The sequence below is a fragment of the Streptomyces cinereoruber genome, from assembly GCF_009299385.1.
Taxonomy (GTDB): Bacteria; Actinomycetota; Actinomycetes; order Streptomycetales; family Streptomycetaceae; genus Streptomyces; species Streptomyces bikiniensis.
Genome location: NZ_CP023693.1, coordinates 2,621,889 through 2,643,616, shown reverse-complemented (window position 1 = coordinate 2,643,616; position 21,728 = coordinate 2,621,889). Strand labels below are relative to the sequence as shown.

Here is a 21,728-nt window from a genome sequence, read left to right as displayed (position 1 = left end):
CCCGGGCGTTCTTGATCATGTTGTGGGCGTCCTCCCGCTTGCGGTTACTATGCAAACTGCGTGCCCGTGTGTCTCTCTGACCGGGCCGATCGGCCGGACCCGCCCCGCGCGGCCCGGCGGAATCCAGGAATCAGCCACAAGGAGACCGAACCGTGAAGAGCGCCGTGGAGACCCTGAACCCGACCCGGGTTCGGCTCACTGTCGAGGTGCCCTTCGAGGAGCTCAAGGACAGCCTCGACGCGGCGTACAAGAAGATCAACCAGCAGGTCACGGTCAAGGGCTTCCGCAAGGGCAAGATCCCGGCTCGCGTGATCGACCAGCGGTTCGGCCGCGGCGCCGTGCTGGAGGAGGCCGTCAACGACGCGCTCCCGAAGTTCTACACCGAGGCCGTCAACGAGGCCGAGGTCAACCCGCTCGGCCAGCCCGAGGTCGACATCACCGAACTGAAGGACGGCGAGCTGCTGGCCTTCACCGCCGAGGTGGACGTCCGCCCGGCGATCGAGATCCCGGACTACTCCGGCATCGAGGTCACCGTCGACGCGGTCGAGGTCACCGACGAGGACGTCGAGAAGTCCGTGGAGCAGCTCCGCGAGCGCTTCGCCTCGACCTCCCCGGTCGAGCGCGCCGCCCAGGACGGCGACGTCGTCACCATCGACCTGGAGGCCAAGGTCGACGGCGAGGTGCTGCCCGACGGCGTCGCGAGCGACGTCTCGTACACCATCGGCTCCGGCGAGCTGCTCGACGGCATCGACGAGGCCGTCAAGGGCCTGGAGGCCGGCGGCGAGGCCACCTTCACCTCGCAGCTGAAGGGCGGCTCCGCCGAGGGCAAGGACGCGGAGGTCACCGTCAAGGTCTCCGCCGTCGCCGCCCGCGAGCTCCCCGAGCTGGACGACGACTTCGCGCAGCTGGCGTCGGAGTTCGACACCCTCGACGAGCTCAAGGCCGACAGCCGCAAGCGCCTCGAGAACATGAAGCAGTTCGACCAGGCCACCCAGGCCCAGGAGCGCGTCCTGGACGAGCTCCTCAAGCTGGTCGAGGTCCCGATGCCCGAGAAGCTCCTCGAGGACGAGATCAACACCCGCAAGCACAACCTGGAGCACCACCAGCTCGGCCAGATGGGCCTCGACCTCGGCAAGTACCTGGAGATCCAGGGCAAGACCGAGGAGGAGTTCCTGGCCGAGACCAAGGAGCAGGCCGAGAAGGGCATCAAGACCCAGTTCATCCTGGACGAGCTGGTCAACCGGGAGAAGCTCGACGTCTCCCGCGAGGAGCTCACCGAGCACCTGTTCCGCCGTGCCGCCTCCTCCGGCATGAGCCCCGACCAGTTCGCCCAGGCCGTGGCCCAGGGCGGCCAGGTGCCGATGCTCGTCGGCGAGGTCGCCCGCGGCAAGGCCCTCGCGGTCGTCGTCGAGGCCGCCAAGGTCGTCGACACCAACGGCGAGGTCGTGGACCTCTCCGACGACGAGGACGAGGCGACCGAGACCGTCGAGGCGGCCGAGGGCACCGAGTCCGAGGCCTCCGAGGACAAGTAGGGTCCGGAGCGGTGGCGGGGGCCCTGCCCCCGCCCCGATCTCTCCGCACTCCTCCGCGGGCCCGTGCGCACACCTGTGCGCACGGGCCCGCGGACGTACGCGGACCCCGCCGAACGCCCCCAACTACCTTGCGCTCCCAGCGAACAGTTCGAGAACCGGGATGGCGTTGTCCCACCTGCGCGTTAGGGTCCATGAATACGGGGGCAGTGCCTTCTGGACAAGACGCAGTGCCTTCTGAACGAGACGCGGAGACGGCCCGGGGCCGTCGGAGACGAGCAGGTGGATACGTGACGAATCTGAAGCCTTACGCCGCGGGTGAGCCGTCCATCGGTGGCGGCCTCGGCGACCATGTCTACAACCGGCTGCTCGGCGAGCGCATCGTCTTCCTCGGCCAGCAGGTCGACGACGAGATCGCCAACAAGATCACCGCCCAGATGCTCCTCCTGGCCGCCGAGCCGGACAAGGACATCTACCTCTACATCAACAGCCCCGGTGGCTCGGTGACGGCCGGCATGGCCGTCTACGACACCATGCAGTACATCCCGAACGACGTCGTCACCATCGGCATGGGCATGGCGGCCTCCATGGGACAGTTCCTGCTCACCGGCGGCACCCCCGGCAAGCGCTTCGCGCTGCCGAACACCGACATCCTGATGCACCAGGGCTCCGCCGGCATCGGCGGCACCGCCTCGGACATCAAGATCCAGGCCGAGTACCTCCTGCGCACCAAGAAGCGCATGGCCGAGATCACCGCGCACCACTCCGGCCAGACCGTCGAGGCGATCATCCGCGACGGCGACCGCGACCGCTGGTTCACCGCGGAGGAGGCCAAGGACTACGGCCTCATCGACGAGATCATCTCTGCCGCCTCGGGCGTTCCGGGCGGCGGCGGCACGGGCGCCTGAGCCCCGCCGGACCGCTCCAGAGCCCCAGCCCACCGAACGCCACCAGGACGGTGAACACCCAGATGCAGAACAACCTCTCCCCGAGCGGCCTCTACACCGGCGCGCCGATGGACAACCGCTACGTCGTGCCGCGCTTCGTGGAGCGCACCTCGCAGGGCGTGCGCGAGTACGACCCGTACGCGAAGCTGTTCGAGGAGCGCGTGATCTTCCTCGGCGTGCAGATCGACGACGCCTCCGCCAACGACGTCATGGCGCAGCTCCTGTGCCTGGAGTCGATGGACCCGGACCGCGACATCTCGATCTACATCAACAGCCCCGGCGGCTCCTTCACGGCGCTGACGGCGATCTACGACACGATGCAGTTCGTGAAGCCCGACATCCAGACGGTCTGCATGGGCCAGGCGGCCTCCGCCGCGGCCGTGCTGCTCGCCGCCGGCACCCCCGGCAAGCGGATGGCCCTGCCGAACGCCCGCGTGCTGATCCACCAGCCCTCCGGCGGCACCGGCCGCGAGCAGCTCTCCGACCTGGAGATCGCGGCCAACGAGATCCTGCGGATGCGCAGCCAGCTGGAGGAGATGCTGGCCAAGCACTCCTCGACCCCGATCGAGAAGATCCGCGACGACATCGAGCGCGACAAGATCCTGACCGCCGAGGACGCCCTCGCGTACGGCCTGGTCGACCAGATCGTCTCGACCCGCAAGAGCACGGCCGCCGCGGTCTGACGCTCGACCTTCCCCTGGCACGGTGACCACGGACCGGCGGCCTCGTGGCCGAATCGCGACCGTGTGAACCGTGCCAAGGGGGGCCCGAACGGGGGGCCCGGCAAGGTACCGTCGAATATGAGGCACCAGGAGTTGCCGAACCAAGCGACTCCCAGGCGAAGGGGAAGCACCTCGTGGCACGCATCGGTGATGGCGGCGACCTGCTCAAGTGCTCGTTCTGCGGAAAGAGCCAGAAGCAGGTGAAGAAGCTCATCGCGGGACCCGGTGTGTACATCTGCGACGAGTGCATCGACCTCTGCAACGAGATCATCGAGGAGGAACTCGCGGAGACGAGCGAGGTGCGCTGGGAGGAACTTCCCAAGCCCCGCGAGATCTACGAGTTCCTGGAGGGGTACGTCGTCGGGCAGGAGCCCGCGAAGAAGGCCCTCTCGGTCGCGGTGTACAACCACTACAAGCGCGTCCAGGCCGGCGAGAACGGCGGCGCGCAGGGCCGTGACGACGCCATCGAACTGGCGAAGTCCAACATTCTGCTGCTCGGCCCCACGGGCTCCGGGAAGACGCTGCTCGCGCAGACCCTGGCCCGCATGCTCAACGTCCCGTTCGCCATCGCCGACGCGACGGCGCTCACGGAGGCCGGCTACGTCGGCGAGGACGTCGAGAACATCCTGCTGAAGCTGATCCAGGCGGCCGACTACGACGTCAAGAAGGCCGAGACCGGGATCATCTACATCGACGAGATCGACAAGGTCGCCCGCAAGAGCGAGAACCCGTCGATCACCCGGGACGTCTCCGGCGAGGGCGTGCAGCAGGCCCTGTTGAAGATCCTGGAGGGCACCACCGCCTCCGTACCGCCGCAGGGGGGCCGGAAGCACCCCCACCAGGAGTTCATCCAGATCGACACGACGAACGTGCTCTTCATCGTGGGCGGCGCCTTCGCCGGCCTGGAGAAGATCATCGAGTCGCGGGCGGGCGCCAAGGGCATCGGCTTCGGGGCGACCATCCGCTCCAAGCGCGAGATCGAGGCGAGCGACCAGTTCCAGGAGGTCATGCCGGAGGACCTGGTGAAGTTCGGGATGATCCCCGAGTTCATCGGCCGTCTCCCCGTCCTCACCTCCGTCCACAACCTGGACCGCGAGGCGCTCCTCCAGATCCTGGTCGAGCCGCGCAACGCGCTGGTGAAGCAGTACCAGCGCCTCTTCGAACTCGACGGCGTGGAGCTGGACTTCGACCGCCCCGCCCTGGAGGCCATCGCCGACCAGGCGATCCTCCGCGGCACCGGCGCGCGCGGTCTGCGCGCCATCATGGAGGAGGTCCTCCAGTCGGTGATGTACGAGGTGCCGTCCCGCAAGGACGTGGCCCGGGTCGTCATCACGGCCGACGTGGTCCGCGACAACGTCAACCCGACGCTGGTCCCGCGGATCGTGAAGAACGACGGCAGGCACGAGAAGTCGGCCTGACGGCCGTACGCATACGGAAGGGGCGCCCCACCGGACCGGTGGGGCGCCCCTTCCGTACGTACTGCTGTGCCGCGTCAGAGCTTGACGCGGATCTCCTTGCGGAGCTTGGCGGTGGTGGCGGCGGCCTCGTCGGCGGAGGAGCCCGCGCCGGTCAGCATGGAGGCCATGTCGATCGGCATCACCACGGCCGCGGTGCTGTGGTCGGCCCAGACGCACATCGTGATGGTGACCTCGGGCATGGTCTTCTCCCCGGTCTTCATCTTGGCCTGCTGGCACTTCAGGACCGCGCCGTCGAGCCCCTCCGGCGTGTACTCCCGCGGTTCGCCCTCCATGCGGGGCGCGTTGGGCTTGCCCGCGTTCTTCTCGGTCTCGGCCTTGATGCCCGCGAAGGCGAGGTCGACGGTCTTCTCGGGGTCCTCGATCTCGCCGTAGAGGCCGCCGAAGGAGAGCATCTTGCCCGCGAGGGGGTTGGCCTCGTTCTTGAACTCGTAGGAGGCCTCGACCTTCTTGGCGTTCTTGACGCCGTCCTCCCGGAGCCCGTCCAGGGCGCTCTTCTCGGACGACTCGTTCTGTCCGGGGGTCTTCTCGTACTCGCCGAGCACCGTCTCCGGGGTGATCAGCTTGTGCGGGCCGTCGTTCGCGACCGAGGAACCTCCGCCGCCGAACACGAAGTACGCGCCCACGGAGATCGCCGCCACCACGGCCACCGCGCCGACGATCCAGCCCGCCTTGGACTTCTTGGGGGCCGGCGGGGGCGGCGGGAAGCCGCCGGGGCCCTGGGGGCCGCCGTACGGGGGCTGCTGGCCGTACGGGCCGGGCTGCTGCGGGTAGCCGTACGGGCCCGCCTGCTGCGGCGGGACGCCCTGCGGGGCCTGCTGGGGGTACCCGTAGCCGGGCTGGGACCCGTACGGCCCCGGCTGCTGCGGCTGACCGTAGGGACCCGGCTGACCGTACGGCCCGGGCTGCTGCTGGCCGTACGGGCCCGGCTGGTTGTAACTCATGGACAGGTTCCCCTCACAGGATGTTTATGCCTGCCGAACATCCTGGCGGAACCGTCGGACACTCGGTGCGGCGGGGGCCACACCGTTACCGAACCAAAGCGTTTCAGTACAGGGTCGCGACACCTCTAAACTGGCCCCGTGACCGAGAACACTCAGCAGCAGACAGCGCCCACCACCGAACTGCCGACCCAGTACGCGCCGGCCGAGGTAGAGGGGCCGCTGTACGAGCGCTGGGTGGAGCGCGGGTACTTCGAGGCGGACGCGAAGAGCGAGAAGCCGCCGTACACGATCGTCATCCCGCCGCCGAACGTCACCGGATCGCTCCACCTGGGCCACGCCTTCGAGCACACGCTGATCGACGCCCTCACCCGCCGCAAGCGGATGCAGGGGTACGAGACGCTGTGGCAGCCCGGCATGGACCACGCCGGCATCGCCACCCAGAACGTCGTCGAGCGCGAGCTGGCCAAGGAGGGCAAGTCCCGCCACGACCTGGGCCGCGAGGCGTTCGTCGAGCGCGTCTGGCAGTGGAAGGCCGAGTCCGGCGGCCAGATCTCCGGCCAGATGAAGCGCCTGGGCGACGGCGTCGCCTGGTCCCGCGAGCGCTTCACCATGGACGAGGGCCTCTCGCAGGCCGTCCAGACCATCTTCAAGAAGCTCTACGACGACGAGCTGATCTACCGCGCCGAGCGCATCATCAACTGGTGCCCGCGCTGCTTGACCGCGATCTCCGACATCGAGGTCGAGTACCAGGACGACGACGGCGAGCTCGTCTCCATCCGGTACGGCGAGGGCGAGGACTCCCTGGTCGTCGCCACCACCCGGGCCGAGACGATGCTCGGCGACACGGCCGTCGCCGTCCACCCCGACGACGAGCGGTACAAGCACCTGGTCGGCAAGCAGATCAAGCTGCCGCTGACCGACCGTACGATCCCGGTCGTCGCCGACACCCACGTCGATCCCGAGTTCGGCACCGGCGCCGTCAAGGTGACCCCGGCGCACGACCCGAACGACTTCGAGATCGGCCGGCGCCACGACCTGCCGAACCTCGCCGTCATGGACGAGCGCGCGGTCATCACCGCCCACGGCCCCTTCCAGGGCCTGGACCGCCTGGAGGCCCGCTCCGCCATCGTCGCCGCGCTGCGCGCCGAGGGCCGGATCGTCGCCGAGAAGCGTCCGTACACCCACTCCGTCGGCCACTGCTCGCGCTGCAAGACCACCATCGAGCCGCGCCTGTCGATGCAGTGGTGGGTCAAGGTCGGCCCGCTCGCGAAGGCCGCCGGCGACGCGGTCCGCGACGGCAAGGTCACGATCCACCCGCAGGAGATGGAGAAGCGGTACTTCGACTGGGTCGACAACCTGCACGACTGGTGCATCTCGCGCCAGCTGTGGTGGGGCCACCGCATCCCCGTCTGGTACGGCCCGAACGGCGAGGTCGTCTGCGTCGGACCCGACGAGCAGCCGCCGGCCGGCGAGGGCTGGCACCAGGACACCGACGTCCTCGACACCTGGTTCTCCTCCGGCCTGTGGCCGTTCTCCACGCTCGGCTGGCCGGAGCGGACCGAGAGCCTGGAGAAGTTCTATCCGAACTCCGTCCTGCTCACCGGCTACGACATCCTCTTCTTCTGGGTCGCCCGGATGATGATGTTCGGCCTGTACGCGATGGACGGCACCCCGCCGTTCCACACCATCGCCCTGCACGGCATGGTCCGTGACCAGAACGGCAAGAAGATGTCGAAGTCCTTCGGCAACGTGGTCAACCCGCTGGACTGGATGGACGCCTACGGCTCCGACGCCGTCCGCTTCACCCTGGCCCGCGGCGCGAACCCCGGCGTCGACGTCCCGATCGGCGAGGAGTGGGTCCAGGCCTCCAGCAAGTTCGCCAACAAGATCTGGAACGCCACGCGCTTCGCGCTGATGAACGGCGCCACGGTCGAGGGCGAGCTGCCCGACCCGTCGGAGATGTCCGCCACGGACCGCTGGATCCTGTCGCGGCTCAACAAGACGGTCGCCGAGGTCGACGCGTTCTACGACGACTACCAGTTCTCCAAGCTGTCGGACGCCCTGTACCACTTCGCGTGGGACGAGGTCTTCGACTGGTACGTCGAGCTGTCGAAGACGACCTTCTTCGCCGGCGGCGACGGCGCCCGGGTCTCCGGCCGGGTCCTCGGCGAGGTCCTGGACGTCATGCTGCGCCTGCTGCACCCGGTGGTCCCGTTCGTCACCGAGACGCTGTGGACCACGCTGACCGGCGGCGAGTCCGTCGTCATCGCCGACTGGCCGAAGGACAGCGGCTTCCGCGACGCCGCCGCCGAGCAGGAGATCGCGCTGGTCCAGCGGGTCGTCACCGAGGTCCGCCGGTTCCGCAAGGAGCAGGGCCTCCAGGACGCCCAGAAGGTCCCCGCCCGCCTGGAGCTCGCCGGCACCGCGCTCGCCCCGCACGAGCCCGCCATCCGTCAGATCCTGCGCCTCCAGCCGGAGGGCGAGGGCTTCTCCGCCACCGCCTCCCTGCCGGTCGCCGGGGCCACGGTCGCGCTCGACCTGTCGGGCACGATCGACGTGGAGGCGGAGCGCAAGCGCCTCACGAAGGACCTCGCGGCGGCCGAGAAGGAGAAGGCCCAGGCCAACGGCAAGCTCGGCAACGAGGCGTTCCTGGCGAAGGCCCCGGACAACGTGGTCGAGAAGATCCGCACCCGCCTCGCCAAGGCGGACGAGGACATCGCCCGCATCCAGGCCCAGTTGGCGAACCTGCCGCAGGCCTGACGGCCCGGCACGGCACCACGGGAAAGGCTCCCGCCCCGGATTCCTCCGGAGCGGGAGCCTTCTTCGTGGTCCGGCCCGTCGCCGGGTCAGGCCCGGCGGCGCCGGACGGCTCCGGCGACCAGCACCCCGGCGAGGACCAGGACGCCGGCTCCCGTGCCGCCGAGGCCGGCCTTCAGGCCCGGCGGGGTGTACGAGCAGGCGAAGCGGTCGGCGCCCGATCCGAGCGGGACGCCGAGCAGGCCTCGGTGGGAGACCGGCGGACGCGCCGCGCCGCCGTCGACGGAGCAGGACCAGCCCTGGATGGCGGGGGTCGCCACGACGACGGTTCCGGTGGAGCCCTTCGGCAGCTCCGCCGCGACCGAGTGGCCGCCGACGGACGGGTTCACGGGCGCCGAGGCGCGCAGGGCCCGTACGGCGTCCTGGAACTTCTTCGGGTCCATGCAGCCGACGGCGTCGTACGGCAGCACCTGGCCCGGTCGCGACGCGCCGATCGCGAACTCCAGCTTCCCGTCCGCCGGGACCTTGCCCAGCGGGTTCACCGGGCTCACGACGGCCGGCGGCCGACCGCTGTTGCTCATGGGCTTGGAGCCGGTGGCCACGGACAGGCCGGAGAGGGCGGGCGCGTACAGGTACGCCTCGTCACCGGGGGCGCAGCGGGCGGTGAAACCGGACCACGCCTTCCCCTTCTCGCGGGGGCTGAGCTGCCAGCCGTTCGCGCCGCGCACGGCCACCGGGCCCTTGACGTACTGGAACTCGGGCACGGTGTACACCTGCGCGCCCAGCGCCGCGTGGCGGTCGGCCCAGACCGAACCGGCCGGAGCGCCGTACGCCTGGTCGCTGCCGGGGGCGCGGAGGCTGACCAGCGGCACGCTGGGGACGGAACGCGCGGTGATCCGAGCGCCGCCCGCCCGGTCCAGGAGGGTGCCCACGCCCATCAGGGCGTTGAGGTACGGGTCCCGGGGGATCCACAGGTTGCGCCCGCCCATCGCGTAACCGATGCCCAGTTCGCGCAGGCCGGTGGCGGCCTCCTTGGTGACGTAGCTGCTGTAGTAGCCGCCGCTCTGGACGCCGAGGAGCATGGGGTCGTTGTTGGTGACGTAGAGCGAGGGGGCGACGCCGACGCGGGACTCCGGCCAGTTCCCGTTCTCGACCGCGGCCCGGTTCACGTTCTTGGTCAGCAGGCTCGTGGTGGTGGTCGTGTTGTACGAACGGCGGGCCGTGTCGAAGACCACCTGGACGCCGTAGACCGCGTACGCCGTGGTCGCGAGGACCGACAGGGCGAGCGACAGGACCACGAGGGCCCGGCCCCCGGGGCGCAGGTCGCGCGCGTGGAGCAGGAGCAGCGCCCCGACGACCACGCCGCCGATCACCGTGCCCTTGAGGGCGTACGAGCTGACGGGCTGGGCCGAGTGGGTGAGGAGCACCAGGCCGGCCAGGAGCGCCCCGCCGCCGAGCAGCGCCCGCGGCCTGGGGGCGTGGGCCAGACAGATCCACGCGGCCATGACGAGGAGTCCGCTGAGGACGAAGCTCTCCCGGAAGGGCGCGCCGTGGGGGAGCGTGAACCCCTGCCACACCTTGGCGGTGGGCGTGAAGACGAAGGAGAGGGCCGTCAGGACGATCAGCGCGAGCCAGGCGGCGCGCTCCCGGCCCCGGACCCGGTTCTGGAACGGGAGGGCGAGGACGAGCAGGAGGACGAGGACGCCGGTGAAGACGTTGGGCGCGGCGGGCTCGGGGACGCTGCCGGGGAGGAAGAGCCCCAGGTAGGTGAGGGGGCCGGTGCTCACGTCGACGACGTAGCTCGTGGTGGGCTGCGACTGCTTGTTGGCCAGACCGGGGACGATGATCGCGGGGGCGGCGAGCAGGAGTCCGGTGGTGGCCGTGCCGGCGGCCCGGCCCAGGACGCGGAGGCGGGTGCGCCAACCGGTGTCGCTCAGGAGCAGCCGGAGCAGGAGGACGAGCGCCGCGCCGAGGGTGGCCATCGCGGCGCTGTAGAAGTTCGCGAACCAGCACAGGGCGAACAGGAGGACGCCCAGGACCCAGCGGCGGCCCTTCAGGCAGTCGTCGACGGCGATGCAGAGCAGCGGCAGCGCGACGAGGCCGGTCATCCACATGGGGACGATGCTCGCGTCGAGCACGGTCCAGCCGCAGACGGCGTAGCCGGTGGCGAGCAGGGCCCGCAGCCAGGGTGAGCCGGGGCGCAGGCGGCCGAGGAAGACCGTCATGGCGGCCGCGGCGAGGCCGATGCTCAGGAGGGAGACGAGGAAGACCGGAAAGTCGACGTACTGGCGGGGGAAGAGCCCGGTGATCCAGGACAGCGGATTGCTCAGGTAGGTGAAGAACTCCGCGAGGAAGCCGTTGCCGAAGCCGCTCTGCCAGTTGAACAGCAGGTCGCCCTGGGCCGTTCCGTGCTGGAGGTCCCACAGGTGCGCGTGGAACGGCACGTACTGGTGGCGCAGGTCGTTCATCGCGCGCGTGCTCGGCCCGAAGGGGTACGTGCCGTGGACGGCCATGCCCACGCAGAAGGCCGTCATGGACAGGATCGCGGCGGACAGTGCCGCCGCCTTCTCGCTGACGCGCAGACGGTCGGCGAACCGTCGTCCCCCCGTCGCGGAAGCCCTGTCCTGCCGCTCCGGGACGTGTGTGTCCGGAGCGGTCTCTATCGGAGCGGTCATGGTGAAGTCGTCCCGTGTGGTGGTCGTGTCCGGCCGCCCCACGGGGCCGAAACTCAGACGATTATCATATGTGGGCGACTCGTGAAGCCCCCGTGCCCGGACGCGGACGGGAGCGCGGGGGCGCAAGGGCCGGGAGCCGGGACGGGGTGGGTTCGCGGCCCCGCCGGAGCCGCTCCGTAGACTGGCCCCGTGAGTGAGCCCCGCGACCCGTCCGACACGCCCGACGACCCGACCGGCGCCCCCGACGCCTTCGACGAGATCGTCGACAACGAGACCCACCGCGATCCCGACCTGGCGGTGATCGAGGCCGGCAGCCGCACCCTGCGCACCCAGGCCGGACCGCCCCAGGGCGACCCCGTGCCGAGCCGCCCCGAGGACCCGGAGCTCGACAAGGCGCTGCGCGAGGTCGAGACCGAGCTGTCCACCCGCTGGGGCGAGACCAAGCTGGAGCCCTCGGTCACCCGCATCGCCGCCCTGATGGACGTCCTCGGCGAGCCGCAGCGCGCGTACCCGACCATCCACATCACCGGCACCAACGGCAAGACGTCGACGGCCCGCATGATCGAGGCCCTGCTCGGCGCCTTCGAGCTGCGCACCGGCCGGTACACCTCGCCGCACGTGCAGACCATCACCGAGCGCATCAGCCTCGACGGCGCCCCGATCTCCGCCGAGCGGTTCATCGAGACGTACCGGGACATCGCGCCGTACGTGGACCTTGTCGACGCCCGCGAGGAGTACCGCCTCTCCTTCTTCGAGGTCCTCACCGGCATGGCGTACGCGGCCTTCGCCGACGCCCCGGTCGACGTGGCCGTGATCGAGGTCGGCATGGGCGGCACCTGGGACGCCACCAACGTCATCGACGCCTCCGTCGCCGTCGTCACCCCCATCGACCTCGACCACACCGACCGGCTCGGGGAGACCCCCGCCGAGATCGCGGCCGAGAAGTCCGGGATCATCAAGCCCGGCGCGACCGTCATCCTGGCCCAGCAGCCCGTCGACGCCGCCCAGGTCCTCCTGAAGAAGGCCGTCGAGGCGGACGCCACCGTGGCCCGCGAGGGCATGGAGTTCGGCGTCGCCTCCCGCGAGGTCGCGGTCGGCGGCCAGCTCCTCACCCTGCGCGGACTCGGCGGCGAGTACGAGGACGTCTTCCTGCCGCTGCACGGCGCCTACCAGGCGCACAACGCGGCCGTGGCGCTCGCCGCCGTCGAGGCCTTCTTCGGCATCGGCGCGCAGCACGCCCGCACCCTCGACGTGGACACGGTCCGTCAGGCGTTCGCGCGGGTCGCCTCGCCCGGCCGCCTGGAGATCGTCCGCTCCTCCCCGACCGTCGTCCTGGACGCCGCGCACAACCCGCACGGCGCGCGGGCGACCGCCGAGGGCATCAGCGAGGCCTTCGGCTTCTCCCGGCTCGTCGGCGTGGTCGCCACCAGCGCCGACAAGGACGCCAAGGGGGTCCTGGAGGCCTTCGAGCCGATCCTCGCGGAGGTCGTGGTCACCACGAACTCCAACCCCCGCTCCACCGACGTGGACGCGCTCGCCGCGCTCGCGGTCGAGGTCTTCGGCGAGGACCGGGTCGTCGTGGAGCCGCGGCTGCCCGACGCCATCGAGGCGGCGATCACCCTCGCGGAGGAAGAGGCCGAGTACGGCGGCGCGGGTGTCCTCGTGACCGGTTCGATCTTCACGGTCGGCGACGCCCGGCTGCTGCTCAAGAGGGGCTGAAACCCATGCGCACGCTCTGTTCCTCGACGCTCATCGGCGAGTTCTTCGTGATCGGCTTCGCCGGGCTCGTCGCCATGAAGGACGACACGCTCGCGATGTCCACCGTCTGGTGGGTCTGCGGCGTGGCCATGGTCTTCTCGGTCCTGCTCTGCGGGATGATCACCCGGCCCGGCGGCGTCCAGCTCGGCTGGGCCCTCCAGATCGGCCTGGTCGCCAGCGGCTTCTTCGTCCCGGTCATGTTCTTCCTCGGCGCGGCCTTCGCCGCCCTGTGGTGGGCCTCGGTCCACTACGGCCGCCAGGTGGACGAGGTCAAGGCCCGCTGGGCCGCCCAGGCCGCCCAGGGCCCGGCAGAGCCTGACGCTGCGTAATCGGGGCACGTGCGGGCCCTGTAGCCTCGGAGGCCCGCACACCGCTTTTCCCGAAGGAGTTCCCCCGTGAGCCAGCGCACGCTCGTCCTGCTCAAGCCCGACGCCGTCCGCCGCGGTCTGGTCGGCGAGATCATCGGCCGCATCGAGCGCAAGGCCGGCTGGACGCTCGCGGCCCTGGAGCTGCGCGAGCTGGACCAGGAGACGCTGGAGCAGCACTACGGCGAGCACAAGGGCAAGCCCTTCTACGAGCCGCTGATGGGCTTCATGTCCTCCGGCCCCGTCGTCGCGCTCGTGGTCGAGGGCGAGCGGGTCATCGAGGGCGTCCGGCAGCTCGCCGGCCCGACCGACCCGATCGCCGCAGCGCCGGGCTCGATCCGGGGCGACTTCGGCACCATCGTCCGCGAGAACCTGATCCACGCCTCGGACTCCGAGGAGTCGGCCCTCCGCGAGCTGAAGATCTTCTTCCCGGGCCTCGCCTGATCCGTACGCGGCCCGGCCCGTACGCGGCCCTACCAGTACGCGGCCCGGCCCGTACTCCGTCCGGCCCGTACCCCGTCTGCTCCGGGTCCCGCCTGACCCGGCGTCAGCCGAACGCACCATCCCGCTGGGGCGACCGAAGGAATTCGGTCGCCCCCAGGCATATGAACGACAATCCCGGGAACGGATCGCCGCATCCTGCCGTCACCTGTACAGAGGTGGACCACCGCGCGGCATCCGGGCGGGCAGCACTACGATGGAAAACTCCACGCCGCACCACTCTCAGCCATGGGAAATCAAGGGGAACTCAATGTCGTTCATCGGCCGTGACATGGCTGTCGACCTCGGGACCGCCAACACGCTGGTGTACGTCAGGGGTCGAGGCATCGTTCTGAACGAGCCGTCCGTCGTCGCCATCAACACCAACACCGGCGGCATCCTCGCGGTCGGCGCCGAGGCGAAGAAGATGATCGGCCGGACCCCCGGCAACATCGTCGCCGTCCGCCCGCTCAAGGACGGCGTGATCGCCGACTTCGAGATCACCGAGCGGATGCTCCGCTACTTCATCCTCAAGATCCACAAGCGCCGCTACCTGGCCCGCCCCCGGGTCGTCGTCTGCGTGCCCTCCGGCATCACCGGAGTCGAGCGCCGCGCCGTCATCGAGGCCTCCACCCAGGCCGGCGCCCGCCAGGTGCACATCATCGAGGAGCCCATGGCGGCGGCCATCGGCTCCGGCCTCCCCGTCCACGAGGCCACCGGCAACATGGTCGTGGACATCGGCGGCGGCACCACCGAGGTCGCCGTCATCTCCCTCGGCGGAATCGTCACGGCACAGTCCATCCGGGTCGCCGGCGACGAGCTGGACAACGCGATCATCCAGCACGTCAAGAAGGAGTACTCGCTCCTCCTCGGCGAGCGCACGGCCGAGCAGATCAAGATCACCATCGGCTCCGCCTACGACCTGGAGAAGGACGAGCACACCGAGATCCGCGGCCGCGACCTCGTCTCCGGCCTCCCCAAGACCGTGGTCATCTCCGCCGCCGAGGTCCGCAAGGCCATCGAGGAGCCGGTCAACGCGATCGTCGACGCCGTGAAGACCACCCTCGACAAGTGCCCGCCGGAGCTCTCCGGTGACGTCATGGACCGCGGCATCGTTCTCACCGGTGGCGGCGCCCTGCTGCGCGGCCTCGACGAGCGGCTCCGCCACGAGACCGGCATGCCGATCCACATCGCCGAGGACCCGCTGGACTCGGTGGCGCTCGGCTCCGGCAAGTGCGTGGAGGAGTTCGAGGCCCTCCAGCAGGTCCTCGACGCGCAGCCGCGCCGCTAGCACCACGGACCGGGTCGGTGCGGTAGAACTACCGCACCGACCCGGGCCCCCCGGCACACCCGGTGCACCACGGAACAACGGAACAGACGAACCACGAGGAAAGGCACGGCCGCCGCACGTGAGGGACACACGAGAGAGCCGGCTGCTCCTGGTACTGCTGATCGCCATCGCGTTCGCGCTGATCACGGTGGACATCCGCGGCGGCCAGGAGTCACCCGTCGACGGTGCCCGGCAGGCCGCGGCGGCGGTCTTCGGACCGGTCGAGAACGGTGTGGCCGCCGCCGTCGACCCCGTCGGCAACGCCATAGGAGCGGTACGGGACTCCGGCGAACGGCACACCCGGATCGCCGCCCTGGAGAAGGAGAACGCCGAACTCAAGGCGAGGCTCGGCAGCGACGACCGCAACCGCAGCCGGCTGAACGAGCTCGACACCCTGCTCAAGACCGCCGGAGCCGGCCAGTACGGCATCAAGGGCGCCCAGGTCATCGCCATAGGAGCCGCCCAGGGCTTCTCCTGGACCGTCACCATCGACATCGGCTCCCGCGACGGCATCCGGCGGGACATGACGGTGCTCAACGGCGCCGGACTCGTCGGCCGCGTCACCACCGTCGGCCCCTCCACCTCCACCGTCCTCCTCGCCAACGACCCCGACTTCACCGTCGGCACCCGCATGGAGAAGAGCGACGAACTCGGCTTCGCCACCGGCCAGGGCGACAGCCCGCTGCGCGTCCAGCTCCTCAACGGCAAGGCCAAGGTGAAGCCCGGCGACCGGCTCGTCACCTTCGGCTCGCGCGCCGACAAGCCCTTCGTGCCCGGCGTCCCGGTCGGCGAGATCGTCCGCGTCGACCCGGCGGGCAGCGGCCTGACCCGCAACGTCTACGTCCGCCCGTACGTCGGCTTCACCAAGCTCGACATCGTCGGCGTCGTCGTCCAGGCCCCGCGCTCCGACCCGCGCGACGCCGTCCTGCCGCAGAAGCCCAAGCCCGCGCCGACCGTCACCGTCACCGTCACGCCGAAACCGACGGGCAGCGGACAACCGGAACAGGCACAGAACCAGAACGAGAACCAGGCCGGTCAGAACCGGGGCCAGGACCAGGGGGACGCGACACCGTGAAGTTCAACCGCATCCTCCTCTCCGCCGCCCTGATCGTGGTCGCCCTGGTCGTCCAGGTCTCCGTCCTCGCCCGCCTCCAGCTCCCCGGCGCCGTCCCCGACCTCGTCCTCCTCACCGTCGTCGGCCTCGCCCTCGTCTACGGACACGTCAGCGGCGCCCTCATCGGCTTCACCGCCGGCCTCCTCGCCGACCTCGCCCCGCCCGCCGACCACGCCGCCGGCCGCTACGCCCTCGTGCTCTGCCTCGTCGGCTACCTCGTCGGCCTGGCCCGCCCGGAGAACGGCCGGCTCACCTCCGCGGCGGGACCCATGGCCGTCGTCGTCGCCGCGGCCGTCGGCTCCACGCTCCTCTACGCGGGCGTCGGCGCCCTCGTCGGCGACACCGCCGCCCGCCACGTCGGCCTGACCTCCCTGCTGTTCACCGCGGCCCTCTACGACCTGCTCCTGGCGCCCTTCACGGTGCCGCTCATCATGGCCCTGGCCCGCCGCGCCGACAACGACCCGCTCGCCGACGCCGGCGGAGGCGCCGGAACCGACGTCGCCTCCGGCTGGCTCTCCTCCGGCACCGGCCTGAGCATCGGCGCCCAGCGCGGCGGCCTGCGCGTGAAGGCCGCCCGGAACCGGGCCTCACGGGCCGGACGCATCAAGGGAGTCAAGCGACTGTGACCGAGGGGGCCAAGGCAGCATGAGCAACATCCCCGAGACCGGCCGGACCCCCCGGGTCCAGATCCGGCTCGTCGTCATCCAGATCCTCGTCTTCTCCCTGCTCCTCACCCTGGGGGGCCGGCTCTGGTACATCCAGATCCGCAACGGCAAGGAGTACACGGACGAGGCCAAGAACAACCACGTCCAGCAGGTCGTCCAGCCCGCCGTCCGCGGCTCGATCCTGGACGCCCGCGGCGTCCCGCTCGCCGACAACGAGACCCGCCTCGTGGTCTCCGCGTCCCGCACCGAGCTGATGAAGATGAAGGACGACGGCAAGGCGGTCCTCACCCGGCTCGCAGGCGTCCTCGGCATGAAGCCGCAGGACGTCATGAACAGGATCCGGCTCTGCGACTCCAAGACGCCCAAGCCCTGCTGGAACGGTTCCCCGTACCAGCCGATCCCCGTCACGGACGAGGCCACCACCCAGCAGGCGCTGACGATCCGTGAGAGCTCGGAGAACTTCCCCGGCATCACCGCCGAGCCCACCGCCGTCCGCCGCTACCCGGCGCCGGGCAAGGCGCGCACCGCGCAGGTCCTCGGCTACCTCTCGCCCGTCACCGACGCCGAGATCGAGAAGGCCAAGGACACCGACTCGCCGTTCCTCCGCTCCGACCAGGTCGGCCGCTCCGGCATCGAGCGCACGTACGACAAGGAGCTGCGGGGCAAGGCCGGCGTCACCCGCTACGAGGTCGACAACCTCGGCCGCGTCATGGGACAGGCCGAGTCCGACCCGGGCGTGGCCGGCTCCACCCTCGTCACCAGCATCGACGCACGCGTCCAGGCCGTCGCCGAGTACGAGCTCCACGCGGCGATGAAGGAGGTCCGGAAGGAGACCGACAAGATCACCGGCCGGAAGTACGAGGCCGACGCGGGCGCCGTCGTCGTCCTGGAGAGCAGGACCGGCCGCGTCGTCGCGATGGCCTCCCAGCCCGACTACGACCCCAACGCCTGGGTCGGCGGCATCTCCGCCAAGGACTACTCCACCCTCACCAGCAAGGCCTCCAACTACCCGCTCCTCAACCGCGCCATCCAGGGCCAGGCCGCCGCCGGCTCCATCTTCAAGGTGATCTCGGCGAGCGCCGCCGTGCGGGCCGGCCACGACTTCAACGACAGGTACAACTGCAGCAGCTCCTACAGCCTCGGCAGCCGGAGCTTCGCCAACTTCGAGTCCCAGGGACACGGCCCCATCACCCTCGGCGAGGCCCTCAAGTACTCCTGCAACACCGTCTTCTACGCCCTCGGCCACCAGGAGTGGCAGCGCGACGGCGGGATCACGCCCAACAAGGACGCGAAGGACTGGTTCTACCGCACCGCCCGCGACTTCGGACTCGGCGCCGAGACCGGCATCGACCTGCCGAACGAGGTGAAGGGCCGCGTCCCCGACCGCCAGTGGAAGCAGAGCTTCTGGGAGGCCAACAAGGACGTCTGGTGCAAGCAGGGCAAGAAGGGCGGCACCTACGTCCAGCAGATCGCCTACGAGAGCTGCCTCGAAGGCAACCAGCTCAAGGCCTACGACAGCATCAACTTCGCCATCGGCCAGGGCGACGTCCTCGTCACCCCCATCCAGATGGCCACCATCTACGCCGCCATCTCCAACGGCGGCACCCTCTACGACCCCTCCGTCGGCAAGGCCGTGATCAGCCCCGACGGCAAGAGCGTCCGGGAGATCGCGCCCAAGGCCCACGGCAAGCTCCCGGTCGGCGCCCAGACCGTCCGGGACCTCGACAAGGGCCTGCGCTCCGTCGTCGAGCCCGGCGGCACCGCCGCCTGGCGGTTCGGCGGCTGGCCCCAGGACAAGATCCCCATGCGGGCCAAGACCGGCACCGCCCAGGTCTACGGCAAGCAGACCACCTCCTGGCTGGCCACCTACACCGACGACTTCACCATCGTCATGACGATCTCCCAGGGCGGCACCGGCTCCGGCGCCTCCGGCCCCGCCGTGCGCAACATCTACGACGCCCTCTACGGCCTGGACGACGAGGGCAACCAGGACCTCAAGAAGGCCCTGCTGCCCCAGCCCCAGAAGACCCTGCCGAAGATCAACCGCTACGGCACCATCGACGCCCCCGTGGTCAAGCCGTACGATCCCGCGTCGCAGAAGGCCGACCCCGCGAAGAGCGACGGTCCCGCGCAGGAGGGCGACGGACAGCCGCCGCTCGCCGGACCGCCGCCCGTCTGGAGGGACTGACCCGATGACGACCCGCACCAGCTTCTCCGTCTCCCGGTACGCTCCCCGGCGCGGCCCGCTCGTGAAGCTCACCGCCCGCGACTCGGTCCTGCGCCGCCTCGACTGGCCGATGCTGCTCTCGGCGCTCGTGCTCTCCCTCCTCGGCTCCCTGCTCGTCTGGTCCGCCACCCGGGGCCGCACCCAGCTCAACCAGGGCGACCCGTACTACTTCCTCTTCCGGCACCTCCTCAACACCGGCATCGGCCTCGCCCTGATGGTCGGCACGATCTGGCTCGGCCACCGCACCCTGCGCGGCGCGGTGCCGGTCCTCTACGGCATCTCCATCGTGCTGATCCTCGCCGTCCTCACCCCCCTCGGCGCCACCATCAACGGCGCCCACGCGTGGATCGTGATCGGCGGCGGCTTCTCCCTCCAGCCCAGCGAGTTCGTCAAGATCACGATCATCCTGGTCATGGCGATGCTGCTCGCGGCCAAGGTCGACGCGGGGGACCAGATCCACCCCGACCACGGCACCGTCGCCAAGGCCCTGGTCCTCGCCGCCCTCCCCATGGGCATCGTCATGCTGATGCCCGACCTCGGCTCGGTCATGGTGATGGCGGTCATCGTCCTCGGCGTGCTGCTCGCCTCCGGGGCGTCCAACCGCTGGGTCCTCGGCCTGATCGGCGCGGGCGTCCTCGGCGCGGTCCTCGTCACCGCGCTCGGGATGCTCGACGAGTACCAGATCAACCGCTTCGCGGCCTTCGCCAACCCCGACCTCGACCCGGCGGGCGTCGGCTACAACACCAACCAGGCCCGCATCGCGATCGGCTCCGGCGGCCTGTACGGCGCGGGTCTCTTCAAGGGGCACCAGACCAGCGGCCAGTTCGTGCCCGAGCAGCAGACCGACTTCATCTTCACCGTCGCGGGGGAGGAGCTGGGCTTCGTCGGTGCCGGCCTCATCCTCGTCCTCCTCGGGATCGTCCTCTGGCGGGCCTGCCGGATCGCCCGCGAGACCACCGAGCTCTACGGCACGATCGTCGCCGCCGGGATCATCGCCTGGTTCGCCTTCCAGTCCTTCGAGAACATCGGCATGACCCTCGGCATCATGCCGGTCGCGGGCCTGCCCCTGCCGTTCGTCTCCTACGGCGGCTCGTCCATGTTCGCGGTGTGGGTGGCCATCGGCCTCCTCCAGTCGATCCGCGTCCAGCGCCCGATGACGGCCTGATACCGGCCTTTCCGCCCCTTCGGCCGAGTAAGCGGGCCCGTCGGCGGTTAGATGCGGGGTATGGCCGAGACGAAGCGCGAGATCGAGCGGAAGTACGAAGCCGCGGCGGGGACCGACGTCCCGGACCTCACCCGGGTCCGGGACGTCGCGACCGTCGCCGACGAGGGCGTCGTGGAGCTCGACGCCGTCTACCACGACACCCCCGACCTGCGCCTGGCCGCCGACTCGATCACCCTGCGCCGCCGCACCGGCGGCCCGGACGCGGGCTGGCACCTGAAGTTCCCCGTCGCCGTCGGCGTCCGCGACGAGATCAGGGCCCCCCTCTCCGACACCCTCCCGCCCGACCTGGCGGTCCTGCTGCGCTCCCGGGTCCGCGGCGGCGAGGTCGTCCCCGTCGTCCGCCTCCGCTCCGCCCGCGACGTCCGCCGGCTCCTCGACGCCGACGGCGGCCTCCTCGCCGAACTCTCCGTCGACACCGTCCGCGCCCGGCGCCTGCCGAAGGGCCCCCGGGCCTCCTGGACCGAGATCGAGGTCGAGGCCGCCGACGACGCGGACCCCGGCATCCTCGACGCCGTCGAGAAGCGCCTCAGGAAGGCGGGTATCCGCCCCGCGCACGCCCCCTCCAAACTGGCCAGGGCCCTCGCGGAGACGACCCCGGAGGACCACGGCCCCGACGACCTCCCCGACGCCCCGCCGCCCGCCGCACCCGGCACCGCCGGAGCCGTCGTCCTCGCCTACGTACGCGAACAGGCCGAGGCGATCGTCGCGCTCGACCCCGCCGTCCGCCGCGACCTCCCCGACGCCGTGCACCAGCTCCGCGTCGCCTGCCGCCGCCTGCGCAGCGCCCTCAAGACGTACCGCTCCGTCCTCGACCGGAACGCCACCGACCCCCTCGGCGACGAACTCAAGTGGCTCGCGGGCGAACTGGGCGTCGCCCGCGACCAGGAGGTGCTCGTCGAACGGCTGCGCGGCCGGCTCGCCGACACGCCCCGGCCCCTGCGCCTCGGCCCGGTGAAGGCCCGGCTGCGGATCTGGGACACCGCCCGCACCAAGGACGCCCGGCGCAAGGCCGTCGCCGCCCTCGACTCCGACCGGTACCTCGCCCTCCTCGACCGCCTCGACGCCCTCCTCGCCGACCCGCCGCTGCGCGAGGCCGCCGGCCGCGACGCCGCGAAGGTCCTCGCCCGCGCCGTCCGCAAGGACCACGCCCGGCTCGCCGCCCGCGTCGACCGCGCCCTCTCCCTCGCCCCCGGCCGTGAACGCGACCTCGCCCTCCACGAGGCCCGCAAGGCCGCCAAACGCACCCGCTACGCCGCCGACGCGGCCCGCCCCACCCTCGGGAAGCCCGCGAAGAAGTTCGCCGAACGCGTGAAGAAGGTCCAGTCCCTCCTCGGCGAGCACCAGGACGCCGTGGTCGCCCGCGCCACCCTCCGCGACCTCGCCGTCCAGGCCCACGCGGCCGGCGAGACCGCCTTCACCTGGGGACTCCTGTACGGCAGGGAGGAGGCGGCGGCGGACGCGGCCGAGCGCGGGCTGCCCGGGGTCTGGGCCCGGGCCGTCCCCCTCTGAGCCCGG

The 21,728-nt window shown here is 70.8% G+C and carries 16 protein-coding genes; 14 read left to right on the top strand and 2 right to left on the bottom strand.

The window, feature by feature from the left end; all coding sequences use genetic code 11:
• The first annotated feature begins 152 nt into the window (after nt 1-152).
• The 4 genes from tig to clpX all read left to right on the top strand — a co-directional run bounded on the left by tig (nt 153) and on the right by clpX (nt 4,616).
• Nucleotides 153-1,532 carry a trigger factor gene (tig, locus tag CP977_RS11745; RefSeq protein ID WP_152370054.1) on the top strand — a complete coding sequence of 460 codons (1,380 nt, stop codon included), beginning with the start codon at nt 153-155 and terminating at the stop codon, nt 1,530-1,532.
• 287 nt (nt 1,533-1,819) lie between these two features.
• The gene (locus CP977_RS11740; RefSeq protein WP_062755674.1) at nt 1,820-2,437 is read left to right on the top strand and encodes an ATP-dependent Clp protease proteolytic subunit; all 618 of its coding nucleotides are present in this window, start codon (nt 1,820-1,822) and stop codon (nt 2,435-2,437) included.
• A gap of 62 nt (nt 2,438-2,499) precedes the next feature.
• Nucleotides 2,500-3,159, top strand: a complete 660-nt coding sequence (locus tag CP977_RS11735) for an ATP-dependent Clp protease proteolytic subunit (protein WP_121830265.1) — start codon at nt 2,500-2,502, stop codon at nt 3,157-3,159.
• Nucleotides 3,160-3,332: 173 nt separating this feature from the next.
• The gene (gene clpX, locus CP977_RS11730; RefSeq protein ID WP_030210686.1) at nt 3,333-4,616 is read left to right on the top strand and encodes an ATP-dependent Clp protease ATP-binding subunit ClpX; all 1,284 of its coding nucleotides are present in this window, start codon (nt 3,333-3,335) and stop codon (nt 4,614-4,616) included.
• Nucleotides 4,617-4,690: 74 nt separating this feature from the next.
• Here the strand turns inward: clpX and CP977_RS11725 are convergent, their stop codons facing one another.
• The gene (locus CP977_RS11725) at nt 4,691-5,617 is read right to left on the bottom strand and encodes a hypothetical protein (protein WP_062755676.1); all 927 of its coding nucleotides are present in this window, start codon (nt 5,615-5,617) and stop codon (nt 4,691-4,693) included.
• 138 nt (nt 5,618-5,755) lie between these two features.
• Between CP977_RS11725 and CP977_RS11720 the strand changes: the two genes are divergently transcribed.
• The gene (locus CP977_RS11720; protein ID WP_062755678.1) at nt 5,756-8,377 is read left to right on the top strand and encodes a valine--tRNA ligase; all 2,622 of its coding nucleotides are present in this window, start codon (nt 5,756-5,758) and stop codon (nt 8,375-8,377) included.
• 86 nt (nt 8,378-8,463) lie between these two features.
• Here the strand turns inward: CP977_RS11720 and CP977_RS11715 are convergent, their stop codons facing one another.
• Complete coding sequence (locus CP977_RS11715) at nt 8,464-11,049, bottom strand: YfhO family protein (protein WP_152370053.1); 2,586 nt, start codon at nt 11,047-11,049, stop codon at nt 8,464-8,466.
• Nucleotides 11,050-11,238: 189 nt separating this feature from the next.
• On the opposite strand from CP977_RS11715, the gene folC reads away from it, so the two are divergent.
• The 9 genes from folC to CP977_RS11670 all read left to right on the top strand — a co-directional run bounded on the left by folC (nt 11,239) and on the right by CP977_RS11670 (nt 21,722).
• Complete coding sequence (folC, locus tag CP977_RS11710) at nt 11,239-12,768, top strand: bifunctional tetrahydrofolate synthase/dihydrofolate synthase (RefSeq protein WP_062755684.1); 1,530 nt, start codon at nt 11,239-11,241, stop codon at nt 12,766-12,768.
• Between the two features lie 5 nt (nt 12,769-12,773).
• Nucleotides 12,774-13,136, top strand: a complete 363-nt coding sequence (locus CP977_RS11705; RefSeq protein ID WP_062755686.1) for a DUF4233 domain-containing protein — start codon at nt 12,774-12,776, stop codon at nt 13,134-13,136.
• Nucleotides 13,137-13,202: 66 nt separating this feature from the next.
• Complete coding sequence (gene ndk, locus CP977_RS11700; RefSeq protein WP_109185942.1) at nt 13,203-13,616, top strand: nucleoside-diphosphate kinase; 414 nt, start codon at nt 13,203-13,205, stop codon at nt 13,614-13,616.
• Nucleotides 13,617-13,923: 307 nt separating this feature from the next.
• Nucleotides 13,924-14,943: a rod shape-determining protein gene (locus CP977_RS11695; protein WP_030211198.1), complete on the top strand. Its 1,020-nt coding sequence runs from the start codon at nt 13,924-13,926 to the stop codon at nt 14,941-14,943.
• A 118-nt stretch (nt 14,944-15,061) separates the two neighbouring features.
• Nucleotides 15,062-16,057 (top strand): rod shape-determining protein MreC, encoded by a 996-nt coding sequence (gene mreC / locus CP977_RS11690; RefSeq protein ID WP_062755690.1) that lies wholly within the window; start codon nt 15,062-15,064, stop codon nt 16,055-16,057.
• On the top strand, nt 16,054-16,722 hold the full coding sequence (mreD, locus tag CP977_RS11685; RefSeq protein ID WP_062755692.1) for a rod shape-determining protein MreD: 669 nt from the start codon (nt 16,054-16,056) through the stop codon (nt 16,720-16,722). The genes mreC and mreD overlap by 4 nt, the downstream gene beginning before the upstream one ends.
• Before the next feature lie 19 nt (nt 16,723-16,741).
• A complete protein-coding gene (gene mrdA / locus CP977_RS11680) occupies nt 16,742-18,949 on the top strand; it encodes a penicillin-binding protein 2 (RefSeq protein ID WP_062755694.1) in 2,208 nt (735 codons plus the stop codon).
• A 4-nt stretch (nt 18,950-18,953) separates the two neighbouring features.
• Complete coding sequence (rodA, locus tag CP977_RS11675; protein WP_062755696.1) at nt 18,954-20,153, top strand: rod shape-determining protein RodA; 1,200 nt, start codon at nt 18,954-18,956, stop codon at nt 20,151-20,153.
• A gap of 60 nt (nt 20,154-20,213) precedes the next feature.
• Nucleotides 20,214-21,722 (top strand): CYTH and CHAD domain-containing protein, encoded by a 1,509-nt coding sequence (locus CP977_RS11670; protein WP_152370052.1) that lies wholly within the window; start codon nt 20,214-20,216, stop codon nt 21,720-21,722.
• The last annotated feature ends 6 nt before the right edge of the window (nt 21,723-21,728 follow it).

What these genes read in the sequence shown, in the direction of transcription:
- CP977_RS11725 (WP_062755676.1), bottom strand. Translation starts at nt 5,617, where the DNA reads ATGAGTTACAACCAGCCGGGCCCGTACGGCCAGCAGCAGCCCGGGCCG.
- mrdA (WP_062755694.1), top strand. Translation starts at nt 16,742, where the DNA reads ATGAGCAACATCCCCGAGACCGGCCGGACCCCCCGGGTCCAGATCCGG.
- CP977_RS11670 (WP_152370052.1), top strand. Translation starts at nt 20,214, where the DNA reads ATGGCCGAGACGAAGCGCGAGATCGAGCGGAAGTACGAAGCCGCGGCG.
- rodA (WP_062755696.1), top strand. Translation starts at nt 18,954, where the DNA reads ATGACGACCCGCACCAGCTTCTCCGTCTCCCGGTACGCTCCCCGGCGC.
- CP977_RS11695 (WP_030211198.1), top strand. Translation starts at nt 13,924, where the DNA reads ATGTCGTTCATCGGCCGTGACATGGCTGTCGACCTCGGGACCGCCAAC.
- CP977_RS11705 (WP_062755686.1), top strand. Translation starts at nt 12,774, where the DNA reads ATGCGCACGCTCTGTTCCTCGACGCTCATCGGCGAGTTCTTCGTGATC.
- CP977_RS11735 (WP_121830265.1), top strand. Translation starts at nt 2,500, where the DNA reads ATGCAGAACAACCTCTCCCCGAGCGGCCTCTACACCGGCGCGCCGATG.
- CP977_RS11715 (WP_152370053.1), bottom strand. Translation starts at nt 11,049, where the DNA reads ATGACCGCTCCGATAGAGACCGCTCCGGACACACACGTCCCGGAGCGG.